Source organism: Enterobacter sp. N18-03635, assembly GCF_004006055.1.
Taxonomy (GTDB): Bacteria; Pseudomonadota; Gammaproteobacteria; order Enterobacterales; family Enterobacteriaceae; genus Enterobacter; species Enterobacter vonholyi.
Window position 1 is genome coordinate 4,463,884 of the sequence record NZ_CP034769.1, and the last position, 16,847, is coordinate 4,480,730.

The following is a 16,847-nucleotide window of genomic DNA, read 5'->3' on the forward strand; positions in this document are numbered from 1 at the left end:
TTCCAGCTGAATTGATTCAGGTCAGACCAAACGGCGGTAATTTATACACAAAATGCTGGCCTGGCTCACTTTTTTACAACGAATTACGAAAGCCCAACATGACCGGGTACAACCGAGCAGGGATCCTGGTGAATGATGACGTCTGAACCAGGAAAACGCTGCAAAATCGCCTGCTCGACCTGCTCAGCAATAACGTGAGCCTGTACCAGTGGCAGGTTGTCTTCCATTTCAATATGAATCTGTATAAAGCGGGTCGGCCCTGACTGCCGCGTTCGAAGATCGTGTGCACCGCTGACGCCGGGCCAGGAGGTCACAATAGAAAAAATTTCATTACGTTCTGAGTCCGGGAGGGCGCGGTCAAGCAGTGATTGCACCGCTTCATACCCCATCCGCAGAGCGCTATATAAAATATAGATACCAATCCCTAACGCAAACAACGCATCGGCGCGATGCCAGCCATACCAGGCCAGACCGAGCGCAATAAGAATAGCCCCATTCATCATAACATCAGATTGATAATGAAGCATATCCGCCCTTACAGCCTGACTTTGCGTTTTGCGAACAACCCAGCGCTGGAACGTTACCAGAACGAGTGTGCATATAAGCGCGACTATCGTCACAACGACTCCCACGCCGGGATCGTTCATCGGTGTTGGCGAGACGAGATGCTGAATGCCGGTTAAAAACAGGAACAGCGCAGAGCCGGAAATGAACATACTTTGCGCCAGCGCGGCCAGCGACTCCGCTTTGCCGTGCCCAAACGTGTGCTCTTCGTCCGCTGGCTGCAGCGAGTAACGCACCACCAGCAGGTTGGTCAACGAGGCGGCAATATCCATCAGCGAGTCCACCAGCGCCGCCAGAATACTGACCGAACCGGTATACCACCACGCAAAGATTTTAATCAGTAACAGGCTGGAGGCCATGACGGTCGCCGCAATGGCGGCCCGGCTGACCAGTCTTCCATAGGATTGATTCATAAACGCTCCTGTCATGTTATGCCGCTAGTATAACGGAAGCATTGGGAGTCAAAGGATGAATAAACGGTTAACAAAAGAAATGACGAGCAAAAGACCTGTCGCAGATGAAGAGAAATAGATTATGCAGGATTACAATCATACTATTGATATAAATGGTTTTTATAACGAGATATTCGACCGTGACGTTCATCAATAAGAAAGCCCCGTTTAAAAGGGGCTTTCCTGATTTGAAACCTGAAAATGCTAAGTCAGCACTTAACCATATTTTCTGGCAAAGTCGTCTTCAGAGGTGCACAGATAGATAATAAACTCAATGAAGGCAATGACTGACGGTATGAAGGTCCAGCAAAAGATGAGGTAAAGGAATCCCTGGCCAATCTTACCTAAGTAAAATTTATGTGCGCCCAGGCCTCCTAAGAAGAAAGCGAGCAATGCTGCGGTAAGCTTATTTTTACTTCCTGCTGCAACCTGGCTTGCGCCACAATGCGGACAGGCCTTAGCGGTACTGTGCAACTCCTTGCCACATCCTCGGCAAAAAACCATTCCTGACATGATATCCCCTTTTGTTTCTTATCAGTAGCTTGCATATTTTACAAACAATTCAGAAAAATACTATTTTAAAAAAGAATATATCGTCGGATTGAAAATAATGAGCCCTTGATTTAGGGGGGGTAGAAGAAGGAATAAAAAAAACCCCCACATCATGTGGGGGAAGACAGGGATGGTGTCTATGGCAAGGAAAACAGGGTTTACTGGTTACTACGGGTACTGCTATTGCTACTGAAAAACGTCGTTTCTGAGCTTCGCTGCATCCGTGCAACCTCTCGCAGCTGGTCCATTCTCTGCTGATGTCTGGTGTTCAAAACCGCTTGCTGCTCGGGCGTTAGCAGATGGAACATCTGGTTGCGGACCTTCGCCATCTCTACCTGGCGGGCAACCTGTTCCTGTGCCATTTTTTCGGCCTGAGCGCGTACAGCGCTTTCGTCAAAATTTTCTGCGGTGACAAGGCGATGCATTGTCTCCATTTCGCTAACATTAACAGGGGGCTGGTCGTGTCTTGCCCTCTGCATCAGATCTCGCATCTGTTGACGCTGATGTTCGGTTAAACTTATGCCGTCAAACATATGGCTTTGGCTGCTGTTCTGCGTTGCGCCCTCTTGTAAGGGACTGTTATCGCTGATGATAGCTTCAGCAGCCTGGCTAAACGCACTGAACGCCAGCGTTGAGGCCATGACGGCAGCGGTAACTTTGCGCATCACTTGCTCCCAAAAATCTTTCGTGTCGCGATTCAACGAGAGACAGTCTACGATTCAGGCTGCAAACATGCGTCAGGGGGTGTAAAACAACGTAAAGTCATGGATTAGACAGCCTTGATGTCGTAATTTCTGCCTCGGAGGTATTTAAACAATGAATAAAATCCTGTTAGTTGATGATGACCGAGAGCTCACATCCCTTTTAAAGGAGTTGCTCGACATGGAAGGTTTCAACGTCCTGGTTGCCCATGATGGCGAGCAGGCGCTGAGTCTCCTTGACGACAGCATCGATTTACTTTTGCTCGACGTGATGATGCCGAAGAAAAACGGTATTGATACGTTGAAAGAACTTCGCCAGACACACCAGACTCCCGTAATCATGCTGACCGCACGCGGCAGCGAACTTGATCGCGTACTCGGCCTTGAGCTGGGCGCGGATGACTATTTACCAAAGCCGTTTAACGACCGTGAACTGGTTGCCCGTATTCGCGCTATCCTGCGTCGTTCCCACTGGAGCGAACAGCAGCAAAATACCGACAACAGCTCACCTACACTAGAAGTCGACTCCCTGAGCCTCAACCCGGGCCGTCAGGAAGCGAGCTTTGATGGCCAGACGCTGGAACTGACCGGCACGGAGTTCACCCTGCTATATCTGCTGGCGCAGCACCTCGGCCAGGTGGTTTCGCGTGAACATCTAAGCCAGGAGGTGCTGGGCAAACGCCTCACCCCGTTTGACCGCGCCATCGACATGCACATCTCTAACCTGCGCCGTAAGCTGCCGGAGCGTAAAGACGGTCACCCATGGTTTAAAACCCTGCGTGGTCGCGGTTATCTGATGGTTTCCGCTTCATGATAGGAAGCTTAACCGCCCGCATCTTCGCCATCTTCTGGCTGACGCTGGCACTGGTTTTAATGCTCGTACTGATGTTGCCAAAACTTGACTCACGCCAGATGACGGAGCTTCTCGACAGCGAGCAACGTCAGGGCGTGATGATCGAGCAGCACGTGGAAGCCGAGCTGGCAAACGATCCGCCAAACGATTTAATGTGGTGGCGCAGGCTGTTTCGCGCTATCGACAAGTGGGCGCCGCCCGGACAACGCCTGCTGCTGGTGACCAGCGAAGGCCGCGTGATTGGGGCCGATCGCAATGAAATGCAGATTATCCGCAACTTCATTGGCCAGGCGGATAACGCCGATCATCCCCAGAAGAAGAAATATGGGCGCGTAGAGATGGTGGGGCCTTTCTCCGTCAGGGACGGAGAGGATAATTATCAGCTCTACCTGATTCGCCCCGCGAGCAGCTCCCAGTCCGACTTCATCAACCTGCTGTTTGACCGCCCTCTCCTGCTGCTGATTGTTACTATGCTGGTCAGCTCGCCGCTGCTGTTATGGCTGGCGTGGAGCCTGGCAAAACCGGCGCGTAAGCTGAAGAATGCCGCCGATGAGGTGGCACAGGGTAACCTGCGACAACACCGTGAACTGGAAGCCGGACCGCAGGAGTTCCTTGCCGCCGGGACCAGTTTTAACCAGATGGTGAGCGCTCTCGATCGCATGATGACCGCACAGCAGCGCCTGCTGTCGGATATCTCGCACGAGCTGCGCACCCCGCTAACGCGCTTACAGCTTGGCACCGCGCTGCTGCGCCGCCGCAGCGGGGAAAGCAAAGAGCTGGAACGTATCGAAACCGAAGCTCACCGCCTGGACAGCATGATCAACGATCTGCTGGTCATGTCCCGCAATCAGCAGAAAAACGCGCTGGTTAGCGAAACGGTGAAAGCGAATCACCTCTGGCACGAGGTGCTGGACAACGCGGCATTCGAAGCAGAGCAGATGGGCAAATCCTTCACCGTCAACTTCCCGCCGGGCCCGTGGCCGCTCTACGGTAACCCCAACGCGCTGGAAAGCGCGCTGGAGAATATCGTGCGTAACGCCCTGCGCTACTCGCATACGAAGATTGAGGTGGCGTTCTCGGTGGATAAAGACGGGATCACCGTCATTGTCGACGACGACGGTCCTGGCGTCAGCCCGGAAGATCGCGAGCAGATTTTCCGTCCGTTCTATCGTACCGATGAGGCGCGCGACCGGGAATCCGGCGGCACGGGGCTGGGTCTGGCGATTGTTGAAACCGCCATGCAGCAGCACCGCGGCTGGGTGAAAGCCGACGACAGCCCGCTGGGTGGACTACGGTTAACGCTGTGGCTACCATTGTACAAGCGTTCGTAACCCCCTCACCCTAACCCTCTCCCCGAAGGGGAGAGGGCCGGGATGAAGGGCACTAATTACCCCACAATCTCCTGGAATTATCCTCGATCCTGCTGCTCAAACGTCGCTTCTGCATCGTTCTTGTCCAGCTGGTCGATAGCCCCGCAGCCGACAGCAGGCGATGATACTGCTCGTCATCAAACGGCATATGCCAGGCAATGGCGCAGGCGTCGTAAACAGACACCTCACTCAGGCGTGATACCAGCTCGAGCGGCGCATCTGCTGAGACTTGCCCGGCCAGCACCACCCGGTACAGCCAGCCGGTTTTACCCGCGCTTTGCATCTGAGCCGACATGTCATGAATACCGAAATGGAAGTTGAGCTTGAAGCACGGCGAGCGCGGCTGCGTCACCTGGATCAGGGCATCGCCCCAGCGGTAGATATCACCAATAAATACATTCTTTTCGGTAAGCCCTTCGGTGGAGAGATTCTCGCCAAACGCGGGGGCGACGAAGAGATCCGCCTGCTCGGGGAACTCGGTTTTCCAGTACTGATAGTGTTCGCGCGGATAGTGGCACAGCGCGCGCTCCGGCCCGCCGTGGATCTTCTTTTCGGCCTGCTCGTCGCCAGCAAGCCCGAGGTCGGTCAACGTCAGCTCACCGTCGACCTGAATTTTGCCGATGGCGCTCGGGCGGCTGCCGTCGTACTCCCTTACCTTGCCTGTAAATACATTCACCGGATAATGCATCGCTGCTCCTTTCTGCAGATACAAAAAAAGCGAGCCATCAGACTCGCTTCTCACAGGCGTCAATGCAACCTTATTTTTTAGCGGCGAAACGCGCTGCTGCTTCGTCCCAGTTCACCACGTCCCAGAACGCTTTAATGTAGTCCGGGCGACGGTTCTGAAATTTCAGGTAGTAAGCGTGTTCCCACACGTCCAGACCCAGGATTGGGAAGCCGGATGCGCCAGAGATCGCTTCACCCATCAGCGGGGAGTCCTGGTTAGCAGTAGAAACAACCGCCAGTTTGTCACCTTTCAGTACCAGCCACGCCCAGCCGGAGCCGAAGCGGGTTGCAGCGGCTTTCTCGAACTCCGCTTTGAAGTTGTCAACGGAACCGAAGTCGCGCTCGATAGCCGCTTTCAGGTCGCCCTGCAGGGTGGTACCGGTTTTCAGGCCTTTCCAGAACAGGCTGTGGTTTGCGTGGCCGCCCGCGTTGTTACGCAGCACGGTTTTCTTGTCCGCTGGCAGCTGGTCCAGCTTGGTGATCAGCTCTTCAACAGGCAGATTAGCGAACTCTGGCAGGCTTTCCAGCGCGGCGTTCGCGTTGTTCACGTAGGTCTGGTGATGTTTAGTGTGATGGATTTCCATCGTCTGCTTGTCGAAATGCGGTTCCAGTGCGTCGTAGGCATACGGCAGGGATGGCAGTGTATAACTCATAATCCTCTCCATTATTGTCGGGCGGCACAGCTGTTAATGCCGCGTAAGCAGTTGGTTCATTATAGTTAATTAAATGATATTGAAAATGATTATCAATGCCGTAGTTTTTATAAGGTTATTCATTTTTTGACCAACGCCGGAATAGTGAGTGGGTTCAGAGCGTTAATGGACTTCCAGCGCCTTATTGCCTGCCGCAATCTCCTCCCTGCTGCTGAGCGTAAACGCCGACACCACCGTAATCGCCAGCACGAAACAGCCCAGCATCAGGTATGTCTCCTGGAAACCGATCCGGTCATACATATTTCCGGCAAACGCGGAGAGGAAGATCGCTGCCGACTGTTTGGCAAACTGGAAGCCAATCAGGTAGATAGTCGCCGAAAGACGCGTATCAAACACCCCGGTGATGTACTTGAAGGCCCCCACCAGCAGGAACGGCACCTCCAGCGCGTGCAGCATCTTCAGGGCAATCACTTCTACGGCGGTGGTGGCAAACGACGAGCCGATAATGCGCGTCGCCATAATCACCCCGGCGATGAGCAGCGTGTTTTTCGCGCCGATGCGGTTAATGATCCACGGTGAACAAAACATGATGATCGCGTTGCAGATTTCCCCGGCAGTGGTCGCAAAACCAAAGGCGCGAGTGCCCTCCTGCGGCGTGGCGAAGAACGTTTTGAAGAAGGTAGCAAACTGCTGGTCAAAGACGTCATAGACGCAGGCCACGCCAATCACGTACAGAATAAACATCCACATCCTGCGCTGACGGAACAGGCTAAAGACCGTTTTCGCGGTGATCTGCGGCTGGTTGGCACCCAGCGCATTCATCACCTGCGCCGTCTGGTTGGGTTTTGGCTTTGCGACCACCAGCAGCAGCATCAACAGCAGCGCCGCCGCCGAACCCATCCAGAATACATACGACGGATCGATGCCGAACAGGATCCCGCCCGTGGAGGCGCATAGCCCCCAGCCGAGGCAGCCAAACATGCGCGCCTTACCGTACTCAAAGAAACTGTTACGGCTCACGCGTTCAATGTAGGCCTCAATGGCTCCTGAGCCCGCCGAAAAGACAAAGCCGATATACATGCCGCCGCTCAGCGCGCCCAGCCAGATGTTGGCTTTTAGTAACGGCGCAAAGACGTAGAGGAAGAAAGGGGCAAACAGGAACAGCAGCACGGAGATGATCCACAGCAGGTGTTTTTTTAGCCCCAGTTTATCCGAGATCACCCCAAGCACCGGCTGGAAGGCAATGGCCGAGAGTGAGATGCAGGAAAAGACGATGCCGGTATGGGTTTTGTTCAGGCCGATGATATCCGACAGCCAGATCGGCAGGAACGGAAAGCAGGTGGCCATGATGAAGAAGTAGAGAAAGAAGAACAGCCCGAAAATCCAGAAGTTAGGGTTGTCTTTGTGGGTACAGGGTGTTGTGTTCATTATTTTTATCCTCAACGGAGGGCCGGCAGCCCGGCCCGTCACCTTTACACGCGTTCAACGCCAATCAGAACGGCGGTTTCCGGATCCAGAATCGGCAGCGCAATGCCCGCCTGCATCAGCCACTCGCCGCTCGCCGTTTGCGGTGTTTCCATCCATGCCGGCAGCTTGCGCATGGTATGTCCCCCCTCACCGGTAATGTGAATATCAGGGTGATCGAGCAGCGAAATACGATACTGCGCGCTGGGCTCAAGCCCCGGCATGCGCAGCGGCATCATCAACGTGTAGTCCGGCATGGCGAGCTGGCTGACGATAAACAGCCCCTGCGTTTTATCTGCGCTCACAATACCCTGTGCCAGCGTACTGGCATCCGGCATATCCACGCGCCATTGTGTGCCCTGATGAATAACCTCGCGCCACTGCCTGTACAGCGCGGCGTAACGGCGATAGCCTTCGCGCTCCTTCTCATCGACGGTGAGGGGATCAAGTTCCAGCCCCATATGGCCAAACAGCGCCGTTAGACCGCGAAATTCAATGCTGTGCTGGCGGAAGGTGGCGTGACATTTATGATGACCGATATGCGCCCCCATCACCTCCGGCGGAAAGAAATAGCTCATGCCGCGCTGGATGGTGTTGCGCTCCAGCGCATCGTTGTTGTCCGAAGCCCAGAAGCGGTGGCAGCGCGTCAGCACCTCATAATCAATGCGCCCCCCGCCGGATGAGCAGGATTCAAATTCGATGTGCGGAAAACGTTCACCCAGCACGTCCAGCAGGCGATAAAACTGGCGGGTTTGCGCGTCAGCGGCGGCCTTCCCGTCGTGACCCGGCTGTACCAGCTCACGGTTCATGTCCCACTTCACGTAGTCGACTTCATGTTCACCCAGAAGCCAGCTCATGCGTTCCACAAGATAATCAAATGCTTCCGGGATACTCAGATTGAGCACCAGCTGGTGCCGCCCGGTGTGTTGTTTGTAGCCCGGCAGCGCCAGCACCCAGTCAGGGTGCGCGCGGTACAGATCGGAATCCGGGTTGATCATCTCCGGCTCAACCCAGATGCCAAACTCCATACCGAGCCGTTTGACGTGGTCGATCACCGGCGTCAGGCCGTTCGGGTATTTTTTCTCATCCAGATACCAGTCGCCCAGCGCGGCATGGTCGTCGTTACGGCCTTTGAACCAGCCGTCGTCAATGATGAAGCGCTCCACGCCCAAGGCGGCAGCCTCGTCGGCCATGCGCATGATGTAGCCCGGATCGTGGTTGAAGTAGATCCCTTCCCAGGTATTGAGGTGCACCGGGCGCGGTTTGTTTTCCGGGAAGCGGATAACGTTGTTGCGCAGGTAGCGATGGAACGACTGGCTCATGCCGTTCAGGCCATGCGTGGAATAGCTGGCATACAGGCGCGGCGTCCAGAGCGTATCGCCCTCCTCAACCGCCATTTCGCCCGGCAGGTAGAGGGCTTCAGCCTGCAGATAGCGGCGGCCGTCGGTTTTGGCTTCCGCACGCAGGCGGTGGTTGCCGCTCCAGCCCAGATGCACGCCCCAGACGTCGCCGTGCATTTCGCTGAACGACGGCGTCCCGGCAATCAGCGCCGGGAAGTGTTCATGGGAGGTTTTACCCCGGCGGTTTTCAATCACAAAGCTGTCGTGTTCAAGCGTCACGCGGTGCGGCTGAAATTCCCGGATCCAGCGTCCATGGAAGGCCATCACCTCCTGAGCGCGTTCGGCCACCGGCAACGTGACGGCGAAACGGTCCACCTGCCAGGGGATCGCTTTCAGGTTCGTTAAACCGTGACGAACCACCAGCACGCCGCTGGCATCCAGCGCCAGCTCGCTGGTCAGACGCAAGCCCGCATGTTCATCTTCCGCCGTCACCGTCAGGGTTTGTCCTGACTGCTGTACGTCTGTGGTGGTGAACATGGGTGAACCGTCCAGCCCCTGCCGATGCCCCTCAATGCCGGGAGCACCAAACAGACCGTGCCCCAGCTCGGCCATCAGCGTGACCGGGGAGTCGACGTCAAGCCTGCCGTTGGCAACAGGGCGCGCGAGCATAGCAACATCCTGTGGCGAAAAGTGCTGAAGGTGCGGCCCCCAGTAGAGAATTTCGGCGAACGGGTACGTTTTGATCACCACGTCTACCGTGTTGCTTTCAAGTCGTAAAACGGAATCTTGCATCAGACATCTCCTGTCATCGGGATGATCTGAGTGTTGATCCGAAACGTTTCGGATACAAACCAAAACGTTTCGGTTTTGTGATCGGGTTTAGAAAATGGAGAGATTCAGGCCGTCTGGCCGGGAGAGAATTCGGGCTGCCAGAGCACCTGAAGCCGTTCAATATCGTCGCCGTTAATCAGCTGACGCACCATATCGGCAATCTGTTTCCCGACGCCCTGGCGGGTGGACTGGATCACTGCCGCCACGTCGGCATCGACGATACTGTCCTGCGGGAGCCCGTCATAAACAACCAGCGCAACGGCGCTCTCGCCGGTCAGACGGCCCAGCTCTGCCAGCGCCATCGCCGCGCCGTCACCGTGAGTGTTGCAGTCGGTAATGATGGCCGTGGGCGGCTGCGACAGCGAGAGAAGTTCTTTCGTGGTGGCATAACCCACGCGGCGCGAAGGGGGCATGGCGCGCAGCCATTCGCTGGAAAGCCCGGCTTCCCGCAACGCGTCCAGATAGCCCTGACGACGCTGGGTGATGAATGCCTGATTGTTGCTTTCGCCCAGTAGGGCAATGCGCTGATGGCCTTTCCCGATTAGCCAGCGTGTAGCATTGTACGTACCGGCATAGTTGTCGAAGTCGAACCACGCGTACGGCTGCGGTAGCTGGCTGCGACCAAGCGCCAGAAAGGGAAATCCGGCGGCCTGCAGCTGCTCAAGTCGCGGATCGCGATCCAACGTGTGGGCCACAATCAGCGCATCCACGCGGCGGCTTTGCACCATGCGCATATAGCTGTGCTTATCCGCCAGATCGTCGTCGGCGATAAGCAATAAGTCGATCTCATGTCGCGCCAGTTCGTGGCTAATTTCGCCGACCATGTCCATAAATACGCTGTTATTGAGCGGAACAGGATGGACCGGGAACACCAGCCCAACGGCATCAATTTTGCCCATCTTCAGGCGGCGGGCGAAAGTGTTAGGCCGATAGCCGCGTCGCTGGGCTTCCGCTTCTACGCGAGCGCGCGTCTCGGCGGAGACGTCGTCATATCCGTTGAGGGCGCGGCTGACGGTGGTGACTGACAGCCCCAGTTCTTTGGCAATGGCTTTAAGCGACATGAGTTTCCGTATCTCTGTTAGTTTTGTTCCGCCACCAGCAGCGCGTAAGTGTCTGGCTCCAGGGCCTTGAAGATGTGCGGCTGGTCGGCGGGATAACAAATGTAATCCCCTGCGCCGAGCTCTTCCGCCGCGTCGAGCAGGCCGACCAGCGCCCGGCCCTGCGTCACAATAATATGTTCAACAGAGCCCGGCGGATGCGGCTGAGAAATACGATCTGCGCCCGGTTGGGTCATCAGAAGATAGACATCGCGGCGCGCGCCGGGTGGGCATGCCGCCAGTAAAATGGCTTCATAATTAGCCTGTCCGGCGACCACTTTTGTCCCTTCACCACGGCGGATCACCTGCGTGGTCGGCAACTGCGGCTCAAGCAGGCGGGCGAAAGGAATATCCAGCGCCACGCAGAGCGACCACAGCGTTTCCAGGCTAGGGTTACCGTTGCCGGACTCCAGCTGGGAAAGGGTGGATTTAGCGATCCCGGCACGGCGGGCAATTTCCGCCAGCGAAAGCCCGGTGCGCAGACGTTCCCGCACCAGACTTTTAGCGATCAGGCTGATTGGCTGCGTCATATAACGGCCTCTTGTTCTATAAAACGAACGAATCGTTCGCCTTGAAAATCAGTTTCGTTGCGTTCATTATAATGGATACACGTTCGATATGGCTAAAAATGTATGAAGCATCATCTCTCTTGTCTGAAAGGCGACACCATAAAAGCAATCATCCTGGTCTGCCTCGCGGTGGGCGTGGTGGGAATGTCCTACGGCTCGCTGGCGATGGCCTACGGTTTCCCGGTCTGGGTGCCGTTTGTGCTCTCCATCACCGTACTCGCGGGCGCGTCAGAGTTTATGTTTATCGGCATTGTAGCAAGCGGCGGTAACCCGCTGGCGGCTGCAGCCGCGGGTTTGCTGGTCAACGCGCGCCACGTGCCGTTTGGCGTGACGGTGCGTGAGCTGGTCGGTAAGCGCGGTCTGAGCCTGTTGGGCTGCCACATCATGAACGACGAAAGCGTGGTGTTTGGCCTGTCGCAAAAAACCGCCGAGCAGCGTAAAGCCGCCTACTGGCTGTGCGGTTTAGGCGTCGCCATCGTCTGGCCGCTTGGCGCGCTGCTGGGTGCCATGGTCGGCAAACTGCTGCCGGACCCGGAAACCATAGGCCTGGATGCGGTATTCCCGGCGATACTGCTGGCATTAGTGGTTCCCGCATTTAAAAACCGCACCACGCTGATACGCGCCTGCAGCGGTGCCGTTCTGTCGCTGGCCGCCGTGCAGTTTGCCCCGGTAGGTCTGCCGGTACTGCTCTCTTTACTCGGTCTTGCCGCGAGGAAAAAATAATGGAAAACATGACGTTCTTTATTCTCGGCATCGCCATTTTGTCTGCGGGAACCTATTTGATGCGTCTTGGCGGAGCGAAACTGGGCAGCAGGCTGGCATTGTCAGAGCGTTCACAGGCGCTGCTGTCAGATGCGGCAACGGTATTGCTGTTTTCCGTGGCGCTGGCGACCACGTTTTATGAAGGTGACCACTTTGCCGGCATGGCGCGCGTGCTGGGCGTGGCGTTTGCAGTGTTTTTGGCCTGGCGGAAGATGCCGTTAATTGTGGTGATCGTAGCGGCGGCAGTGGTAACCGCGCTGCTGCGCGTGGCGGGCATAAACTAAAAAAGCGCCCCTGGGGCGCTCTTTCGACGGTGTGACAGCTTATTTAGTCAGTTCAGCGGTCATGTGTACGCGGTTACCTGAGAACGCCTGGGTAATTTTGTACGATGACGCGCCGGCTTCCTGAGCCTGAGCCGCGATTTTAGCTTCTGCGCCATCAATGGTAGAGGCGGTTGCGGTTACGGTCTGTGCAGCGAAAGAACCGAAAGAAGTAGCCAGAGCGATTACAGCGACAAAAGTTTTGATGCTTTTCATGATATAAACCCTTTCATTAAGTTGTTTTGGTAAGGCACCGTGCCTTGATGAGATAAATACTAGACCTCATCATGAACAACTAAAAGCGGAAGGATTTGCTATTATCATTCAAAATTACTGATCAACTATCAATCGTTGTGGATGGGTATAAATCGTCGCCCTTCCCGGCTTGCAGAAGCCCACCAGCGTCAGGTTGCAGCGCTCCGCGACATCCACCGCCAGCGTGGTTGCCGCCGACACCGCAAATAGGATCTCCACGCCGCACATGGCGGACTTCTGCACCATCTCATAGCTGGCGCGGCTGGATACGAGCGCGGCCCCCTGCTGCCAGACATCGCTTTCCCGCGCACGACGGCCTAATAGTTTGTCCAGCGCGACGTGTCGACCCACGTCTTCATGCCCTCCGGCAATATCCCCCGACGGCAGCACCCACGCCGCCGCGTGCGTACAGCCGCTCAGCTGGCCGATGGGCTGTACATCGTTGAGATGCTCAAGCGCATGGTCGAGGTGCGCCAGATTAAAGGTCTGAGTAAACGGCAATGGAGCAACGGGTTTACCAATATCATTGAGCTGCTCAACGCCACACACGCCACAGCCGGTACGCCCGGCCAGCGCGCGACGGCGCTCCTTGAGTCCCATAAAGCGGCGGCTGGAGAGTTCGATCTGCACTTCAAGACCGTTGCAGGCCTGCACCACGTCCATACCGTAGATCTCCTGCGGATGCTCGATGATGCCTTCCGAGAGGGAAAAACCGATGGCGAACAGCTCAAGATCTTTCGGAGACGCCATCATCACCACATGCGAGATGCCGTTGTAAACGAGCGCAACGGGTACTTCTTCCGCCAGAAAATCGGGTATGGCATCGGTTATGTGGGGCGGTCGGTGTACCGACAGTTCCACAATGCCGGCAGGCAGGGGTGACGAGTGGAGAACACGGTTTTGTTTAGACACAGCGGTATTCCTGAACAACCACGGAGGTGAGCGTGCTATTGCAGCATAAACCACAGGCTGTACGCATAGTATGGATCAACTTTTCGACATCCATTCTCCTACTCATTTAGCAGGGGTGCAACCTGCCACCGGCTACACCGCATTAACATGCCGAGCCGTTAATGTGATCAATGTCACACTTTATAATCAACATGGTGATAATACGTTCACTTTGTATTAACGCCATTAGAACAGCGGTACCGACAATGTGGTATTCTGATGATATCCCTCGTGGAATTGAGGGATTAACGCAAATTTTTCTCCTTTGCGGTCAATTCTCAACCGCGAAGTCAAAACTACATATGTAAGCAATGTCGAAACAAGGAGTGACCCATGCAGGTCAGCAGAAGGCAGTTCTTTAAGATCTGCGCTGGCGGTATGGCAGGCACCACGGCAGCGGCACTGGGCTTTGCGCCCGGCGTAGCGCTGGCGGAAACGCGGCAGTATAAACTGCTGCGCACCCGTGAAACCCGTAATACCTGTACGTACTGCTCTGTCGGTTGCGGGCTGTTAATGTATAGCCTCGGCGACGGTGCTAAAAACGCCAAAGCGTCTATTTTCCATATCGAAGGCGACCCGGATCATCCGGTTAACCGCGGCGCATTGTGCCCCAAAGGGGCCGGTCTGGTGGACTTTATCCACTCCGAAAGCCGTCTCAAATTCCCTGAATATCGTGCGCCTGGATCCGACAAATGGCAGCAAATCAGCTGGGAAGAGGCGTTTGACCGCATCGCAAAACACATTAAAGAAGACCGCGATGCCAACTTTGTTGAGAAGAATGCCGACGGCGTCACGGTCAACCGCTGGCTCTCCACCGGAATGCTGTGTGCCTCCGCTTCAAGCAACGAAACCGGTTATTTAACCCAGAAATTTACGCGCGCACTCGGTATGCTCGCGGTCGACAACCAGGCGCGTGTCTGACACGGACCAACGGTAGCAAGTCTTGCTCCAACATTTGGTCGCGGTGCGATGACCAACCACTGGGTCGACATCAAGAACGCCAACCTCATTGTGGTGATGGGCGGTAACGCCGCTGAAGCGCACCCTGTCGGGTTCCGCTGGGCGATGGAAGCCAAAATCCACAACGGTGCGAAACTGATTGTGATCGATCCCCGCTTTACGCGTACTGCGTCAGTGGCGGATTTCTACACCCCTATTCGTTCAGGTACTGACATCACTTTCCTGTCAGGCGTACTGCTGTACCTGATGACCAACGAAAAATATAACCGCGAATACACCGAAGCCTATACCAACGCCAGCCTGATCGTGCGTGAGGATTACCACTTCGAAGATGGCCTGTTCAGCGGTTACGACGCCGAAAAACGCAAATACGACAAAACCAGCTGGAACTACGAGCTGGATGAAAAAGGCTTTGCGAAGCGCGACACCACTCTGCAACACCCGCGCTGCGTGTGGAACCTGCTGAAAGAGCACGTTTCCCGCTACACGCCTGAGGTTGTCGAAAACATCTGCGGTACGCCGAAGGCGGACTTCCTGAAGGTGTGCGAGCTTATCGCCGAAACCAGCGCGAAGGACAAAACCGCGTCGTTCCTGTACGCCCTCGGCTGGACGCAACACTCCATCGGTGCGCAGAACATCCGTACCATGGCGATGGTTCAGCTCCTGCTCGGCAACATGGGTATGGCTGGCGGCGGCGTGAACGCCCTGCGCGGTCACTCCAACATTCAGGGTCTGACTGACCTCGGCCTGCTGTCCCAAAGCCTGCCGGGTTACATGAGCCTGCCAAGCGAGAAACAGACCGACCTGCAAACCTACCTGACGGCCAGCACGCCTAAACCGCTGCTTGAAGGCCAGGTGAACTACTGGGGCAACTATCCGAAGTTCTTCGTCTCGATGATGAAAGCGTTCTTCGGTGATAAAGCGACGGCTGAAAACAGCTGGGGCTTTGACTGGCTGCCGAAGTGGGACAAAGGTTATGACGTTCTGCAGTATTTCGAGATGATGCACCAGGGCAAAGTGAACGGCTATTTGTGCCAGGGCTTTAACCCGGTGGCCTCGTTCCCTAACAAGAACAAGGTTGTTGAGTCGCTGTCGAAACTGAAGTTCCTGGTGACGATTGACCCGCTCAATACCGAGACCTCGACCTTCTGGCAGAATCACGGCGAATCGAACGACGTCGATCCGTCGAAGATTCAGACCGAAGTGTTCCGTCTGCCGTCAACCTGCTTCGCGGAAGAGAACGGGTCGATCGTTAACTCCGGACGCTGGCTGCAGTGGCACTGGAAAGGTGCGGACGCCCCGGGCATCGCCATGAACGACGGCGAGATCCTGGCCGGCATCTTCTTACGCCTGCGTAAGATGTATGCGGAAGAAGGCGGCGCGAACCCGGAACCCGTGCTGAACATGACCTGGAACTACTCGACGCCGGAAAATCCTGCGCCAGAAGAAGTGGCGATGGAGAGCAACGGTAAGGCGCTGGCGGACGTTATTGACCCGGCCACCGGCACCGTACTGGCGAAGAAAGGCGATCAGCTCAGCACCTTCGCGCACCTGCGCGATGACGGTACCACCTCCAGCGGCTGCTGGATCTTTGCCGGTAGCTGGACGCCGAAAGGCAACCAGATGGCAAACCGCGATAACGCCGACCCGTCGGGCCTTGGCAATACGCTGGGCTGGGCATGGGCGTGGCCGCTCAACCGCCGTATCCTCTATAACCGCGCATCCGCTGACCCGCAGGGTAACCCGTGGGATCCGAAGCGTCAGCTTCTGAAGTGGGACGGCGCGAAATGGGGCGGCGTGGATATTCCGGACTACAGCACTGCCGCACCGGGCAGCGACGTTGGGCCGTTTATCATGCAGCCTGAAGGGATGGGGCGTCTGTTTGCTATCGATAAGATGGCGGAAGGTCCGTTCCCGGAACACTACGAGCCGTTTGAGACGCCGCTGGGCACCAACCCGCTGCACCCGAACGTGGTCTCAAACCCGGCAGCCCGTATCTTCAAAGGCGACTTTGAAGCGCTGGGTAAAAAGGACAAGTTCCCGTACGTGGGCACCACCTACCGTCTGACCGAGCACTTCCACTACTGGACCAAGCACGCGCTGCTTAACGCGATCGCGCAGCCGGAACAGTTTGTGGAGATCGGTGAGAAGCTGGCGAACAAGCTCGGCATTGCCCATGGCGATACCGTGAAGGTCTCCTCTAACCGTGGCTACATTAAAGCCAAGGCGGTGGTGACTAAGCGTATTCGCACGCTGAACGTTCACGGTCAGCAGGTGGATACCATCGGTATTCCGATTCACTGGGGCTATGAGGGCGTGGCGAAGAAAGGGTTCATTGCGAACACCCTGACGCCGTTCGTCGGTGATGCGAACACGCAGACGCCGGAGTTTAAGGCCTTCCTCGTGAACGTGGAAAAGGTGTAACGG

General features: G+C 56.0%; 16 protein-coding genes. 5 read left to right on the forward strand and 11 right to left on the reverse strand.

Annotated features, from left to right (window positions below; all coding sequences use genetic code 11):
• Positions 1–83 precede the first annotated feature (83 nt).
• The 3 genes from fieF to cpxP all read right to left on the reverse strand — a co-directional run bounded on the left by fieF (position 84) and on the right by cpxP (position 2,233).
• Entirely contained in the window at positions 84–977 is an 894-nt protein-coding gene (gene fieF / locus ELK40_RS22190) for a CDF family cation-efflux transporter FieF (RefSeq protein ID WP_023309697.1), read from the reverse strand.
• A gap of 255 nt (positions 978–1,232) precedes the next feature.
• Complete coding sequence (locus ELK40_RS22195) at positions 1,233–1,529, reverse strand: TM2 domain-containing protein (protein WP_115876978.1); 297 nt, start codon at positions 1,527–1,529, stop codon at positions 1,233–1,235.
• A gap of 197 nt (positions 1,530–1,726) precedes the next feature.
• On the reverse strand, positions 1,727–2,233 hold the full coding sequence (gene cpxP, locus ELK40_RS22200; protein ID WP_024909200.1) for a cell-envelope stress modulator CpxP: 507 nt from the start codon (positions 2,231–2,233) through the stop codon (positions 1,727–1,729).
• Positions 2,234–2,384: 151 nt separating this feature from the next.
• Here cpxP and cpxR point away from each other — a divergent pair, with 151 nt between their 5' ends.
• Entirely contained in the window at positions 2,385–3,083 is a 699-nt protein-coding gene (cpxR, locus tag ELK40_RS22205; protein ID WP_006179159.1) for an envelope stress response regulator transcription factor CpxR, read from the forward strand.
• Positions 3,080–4,453, forward strand: a complete 1,374-nt coding sequence (cpxA, locus tag ELK40_RS22210; protein WP_127732641.1) for an envelope stress sensor histidine kinase CpxA — start codon at positions 3,080–3,082, stop codon at positions 4,451–4,453. Before cpxR ends, cpxA begins: the two co-directional genes overlap by 4 nt.
• A 52-nt stretch (positions 4,454–4,505) precedes the next feature.
• Here the strand turns inward: cpxA and yiiM are convergent, their stop codons facing one another.
• The 6 genes from yiiM to ELK40_RS22240 form a co-directional block, all read right to left on the reverse strand.
• Positions 4,506–5,243, reverse strand: a complete 738-nt coding sequence (yiiM, locus tag ELK40_RS22215) for a 6-hydroxyaminopurine reductase (protein WP_127732643.1) — start codon at positions 5,241–5,243, stop codon at positions 4,506–4,508.
• 7 nt (positions 5,244–5,250) lie between these two features.
• Entirely contained in the window at positions 5,251–5,871 is a 621-nt protein-coding gene (gene sodA, locus ELK40_RS22220; RefSeq protein WP_003861999.1) for a superoxide dismutase [Mn], read from the reverse strand.
• A gap of 162 nt (positions 5,872–6,033) precedes the next feature.
• Positions 6,034–7,299, reverse strand: coding sequence for an MFS transporter (locus tag ELK40_RS22225; RefSeq protein ID WP_127732645.1), 1,266 nt, complete (start codon positions 7,297–7,299; stop codon positions 6,034–6,036).
• 44 nt (positions 7,300–7,343) lie between these two features.
• Complete coding sequence (locus tag ELK40_RS22230; RefSeq protein ID WP_127732647.1) at positions 7,344–9,467, reverse strand: alpha-galactosidase; 2,124 nt, start codon at positions 9,465–9,467, stop codon at positions 7,344–7,346.
• 104 nt (positions 9,468–9,571) lie between these two features.
• On the reverse strand, positions 9,572–10,567 hold the full coding sequence (locus ELK40_RS22235) for a LacI family DNA-binding transcriptional regulator (RefSeq protein WP_127732649.1): 996 nt from the start codon (positions 10,565–10,567) through the stop codon (positions 9,572–9,574).
• 17 nt (positions 10,568–10,584) lie between these two features.
• On the reverse strand, positions 10,585–11,133 hold the full coding sequence (locus tag ELK40_RS22240; RefSeq protein ID WP_023309744.1) for an XRE family transcriptional regulator: 549 nt from the start codon (positions 11,131–11,133) through the stop codon (positions 10,585–10,587).
• Positions 11,134–11,235: 102 nt separating this feature from the next.
• On the opposite strand from ELK40_RS22240, the gene ELK40_RS22245 reads away from it, so the two are divergent.
• Together ELK40_RS22245 and ELK40_RS22250 are read left to right on the forward strand one after the other, a co-directional pair.
• Positions 11,236–11,895 (forward strand): AzlC family ABC transporter permease, encoded by a 660-nt coding sequence (locus ELK40_RS22245; protein WP_127732651.1) that lies wholly within the window; start codon positions 11,236–11,238, stop codon positions 11,893–11,895.
• Entirely contained in the window at positions 11,895–12,218 is a 324-nt protein-coding gene (locus tag ELK40_RS22250) for an AzlD domain-containing protein (protein ID WP_111963949.1), read from the forward strand. The genes ELK40_RS22245 and ELK40_RS22250 overlap by 1 nt, the downstream gene beginning before the upstream one ends.
• 39 nt (positions 12,219–12,257) lie before the next feature.
• Here ELK40_RS22250 and ELK40_RS22255 read toward each other — a convergent pair whose 3' ends face one another.
• Together ELK40_RS22255 and fdhD are read right to left on the reverse strand one after the other, a co-directional pair.
• The gene (locus tag ELK40_RS22255) at positions 12,258–12,470 is read right to left on the reverse strand and encodes a DUF1471 domain-containing protein (RefSeq protein ID WP_023309747.1); all 213 of its coding nucleotides are present in this window, start codon (positions 12,468–12,470) and stop codon (positions 12,258–12,260) included.
• A 114-nt stretch (positions 12,471–12,584) separates the two neighbouring features.
• On the reverse strand, positions 12,585–13,421 hold the full coding sequence (gene fdhD, locus ELK40_RS22260; protein ID WP_127732653.1) for a formate dehydrogenase accessory sulfurtransferase FdhD: 837 nt from the start codon (positions 13,419–13,421) through the stop codon (positions 12,585–12,587).
• Positions 13,422–13,793: 372 nt separating this feature from the next.
• On the opposite strand from fdhD, the gene fdnG reads away from it, so the two are divergent.
• Positions 13,794–16,844, forward strand: a complete 3,051-nt coding sequence (gene fdnG / locus ELK40_RS22270) for a formate dehydrogenase-N subunit alpha (protein ID WP_164850642.1) — start codon at positions 13,794–13,796, stop codon at positions 16,842–16,844.
• The last annotated feature ends 3 nt before the right edge of the window (positions 16,845–16,847 follow it).

What these genes read in the sequence shown, in the direction of transcription:
- ELK40_RS22230 (WP_127732647.1), bottom strand. Translation starts at nt 9,467, where the DNA reads ATGCAAGATTCCGTTTTACGACTTGAAAGCAACACGGTAGACGTGGTG.
- ELK40_RS22250 (WP_111963949.1), top strand. Translation starts at nt 11,895, where the DNA reads ATGGAAAACATGACGTTCTTTATTCTCGGCATCGCCATTTTGTCTGCG.
- sodA (WP_003861999.1), bottom strand. Translation starts at nt 5,871, where the DNA reads ATGAGTTATACACTGCCATCCCTGCCGTATGCCTACGACGCACTGGAA.
- cpxA (WP_127732641.1), top strand. Translation starts at nt 3,080, where the DNA reads ATGATAGGAAGCTTAACCGCCCGCATCTTCGCCATCTTCTGGCTGACG.
- ELK40_RS22235 (WP_127732649.1), bottom strand. Translation starts at nt 10,567, where the DNA reads ATGTCGCTTAAAGCCATTGCCAAAGAACTGGGGCTGTCAGTCACCACC.
- cpxP (WP_024909200.1), bottom strand. Translation starts at nt 2,233, where the DNA reads ATGCGCAAAGTTACCGCTGCCGTCATGGCCTCAACGCTGGCGTTCAGT.
- ELK40_RS22195 (WP_115876978.1), bottom strand. Translation starts at nt 1,529, where the DNA reads ATGTCAGGAATGGTTTTTTGCCGAGGATGTGGCAAGGAGTTGCACAGT.
- ELK40_RS22225 (WP_127732645.1), bottom strand. Translation starts at nt 7,299, where the DNA reads ATGAACACAACACCCTGTACCCACAAAGACAACCCTAACTTCTGGATT.
- ELK40_RS22245 (WP_127732651.1), top strand. Translation starts at nt 11,236, where the DNA reads ATGAAGCATCATCTCTCTTGTCTGAAAGGCGACACCATAAAAGCAATC.
- ELK40_RS22255 (WP_023309747.1), bottom strand. Translation starts at nt 12,470, where the DNA reads ATGAAAAGCATCAAAACTTTTGTCGCTGTAATCGCTCTGGCTACTTCT.
- cpxR (WP_006179159.1), top strand. Translation starts at nt 2,385, where the DNA reads ATGAATAAAATCCTGTTAGTTGATGATGACCGAGAGCTCACATCCCTT.
- ELK40_RS22240 (WP_023309744.1), bottom strand. Translation starts at nt 11,133, where the DNA reads ATGACGCAGCCAATCAGCCTGATCGCTAAAAGTCTGGTGCGGGAACGT.
- fieF (WP_023309697.1), bottom strand. Translation starts at nt 977, where the DNA reads ATGAATCAATCCTATGGAAGACTGGTCAGCCGGGCCGCCATTGCGGCG.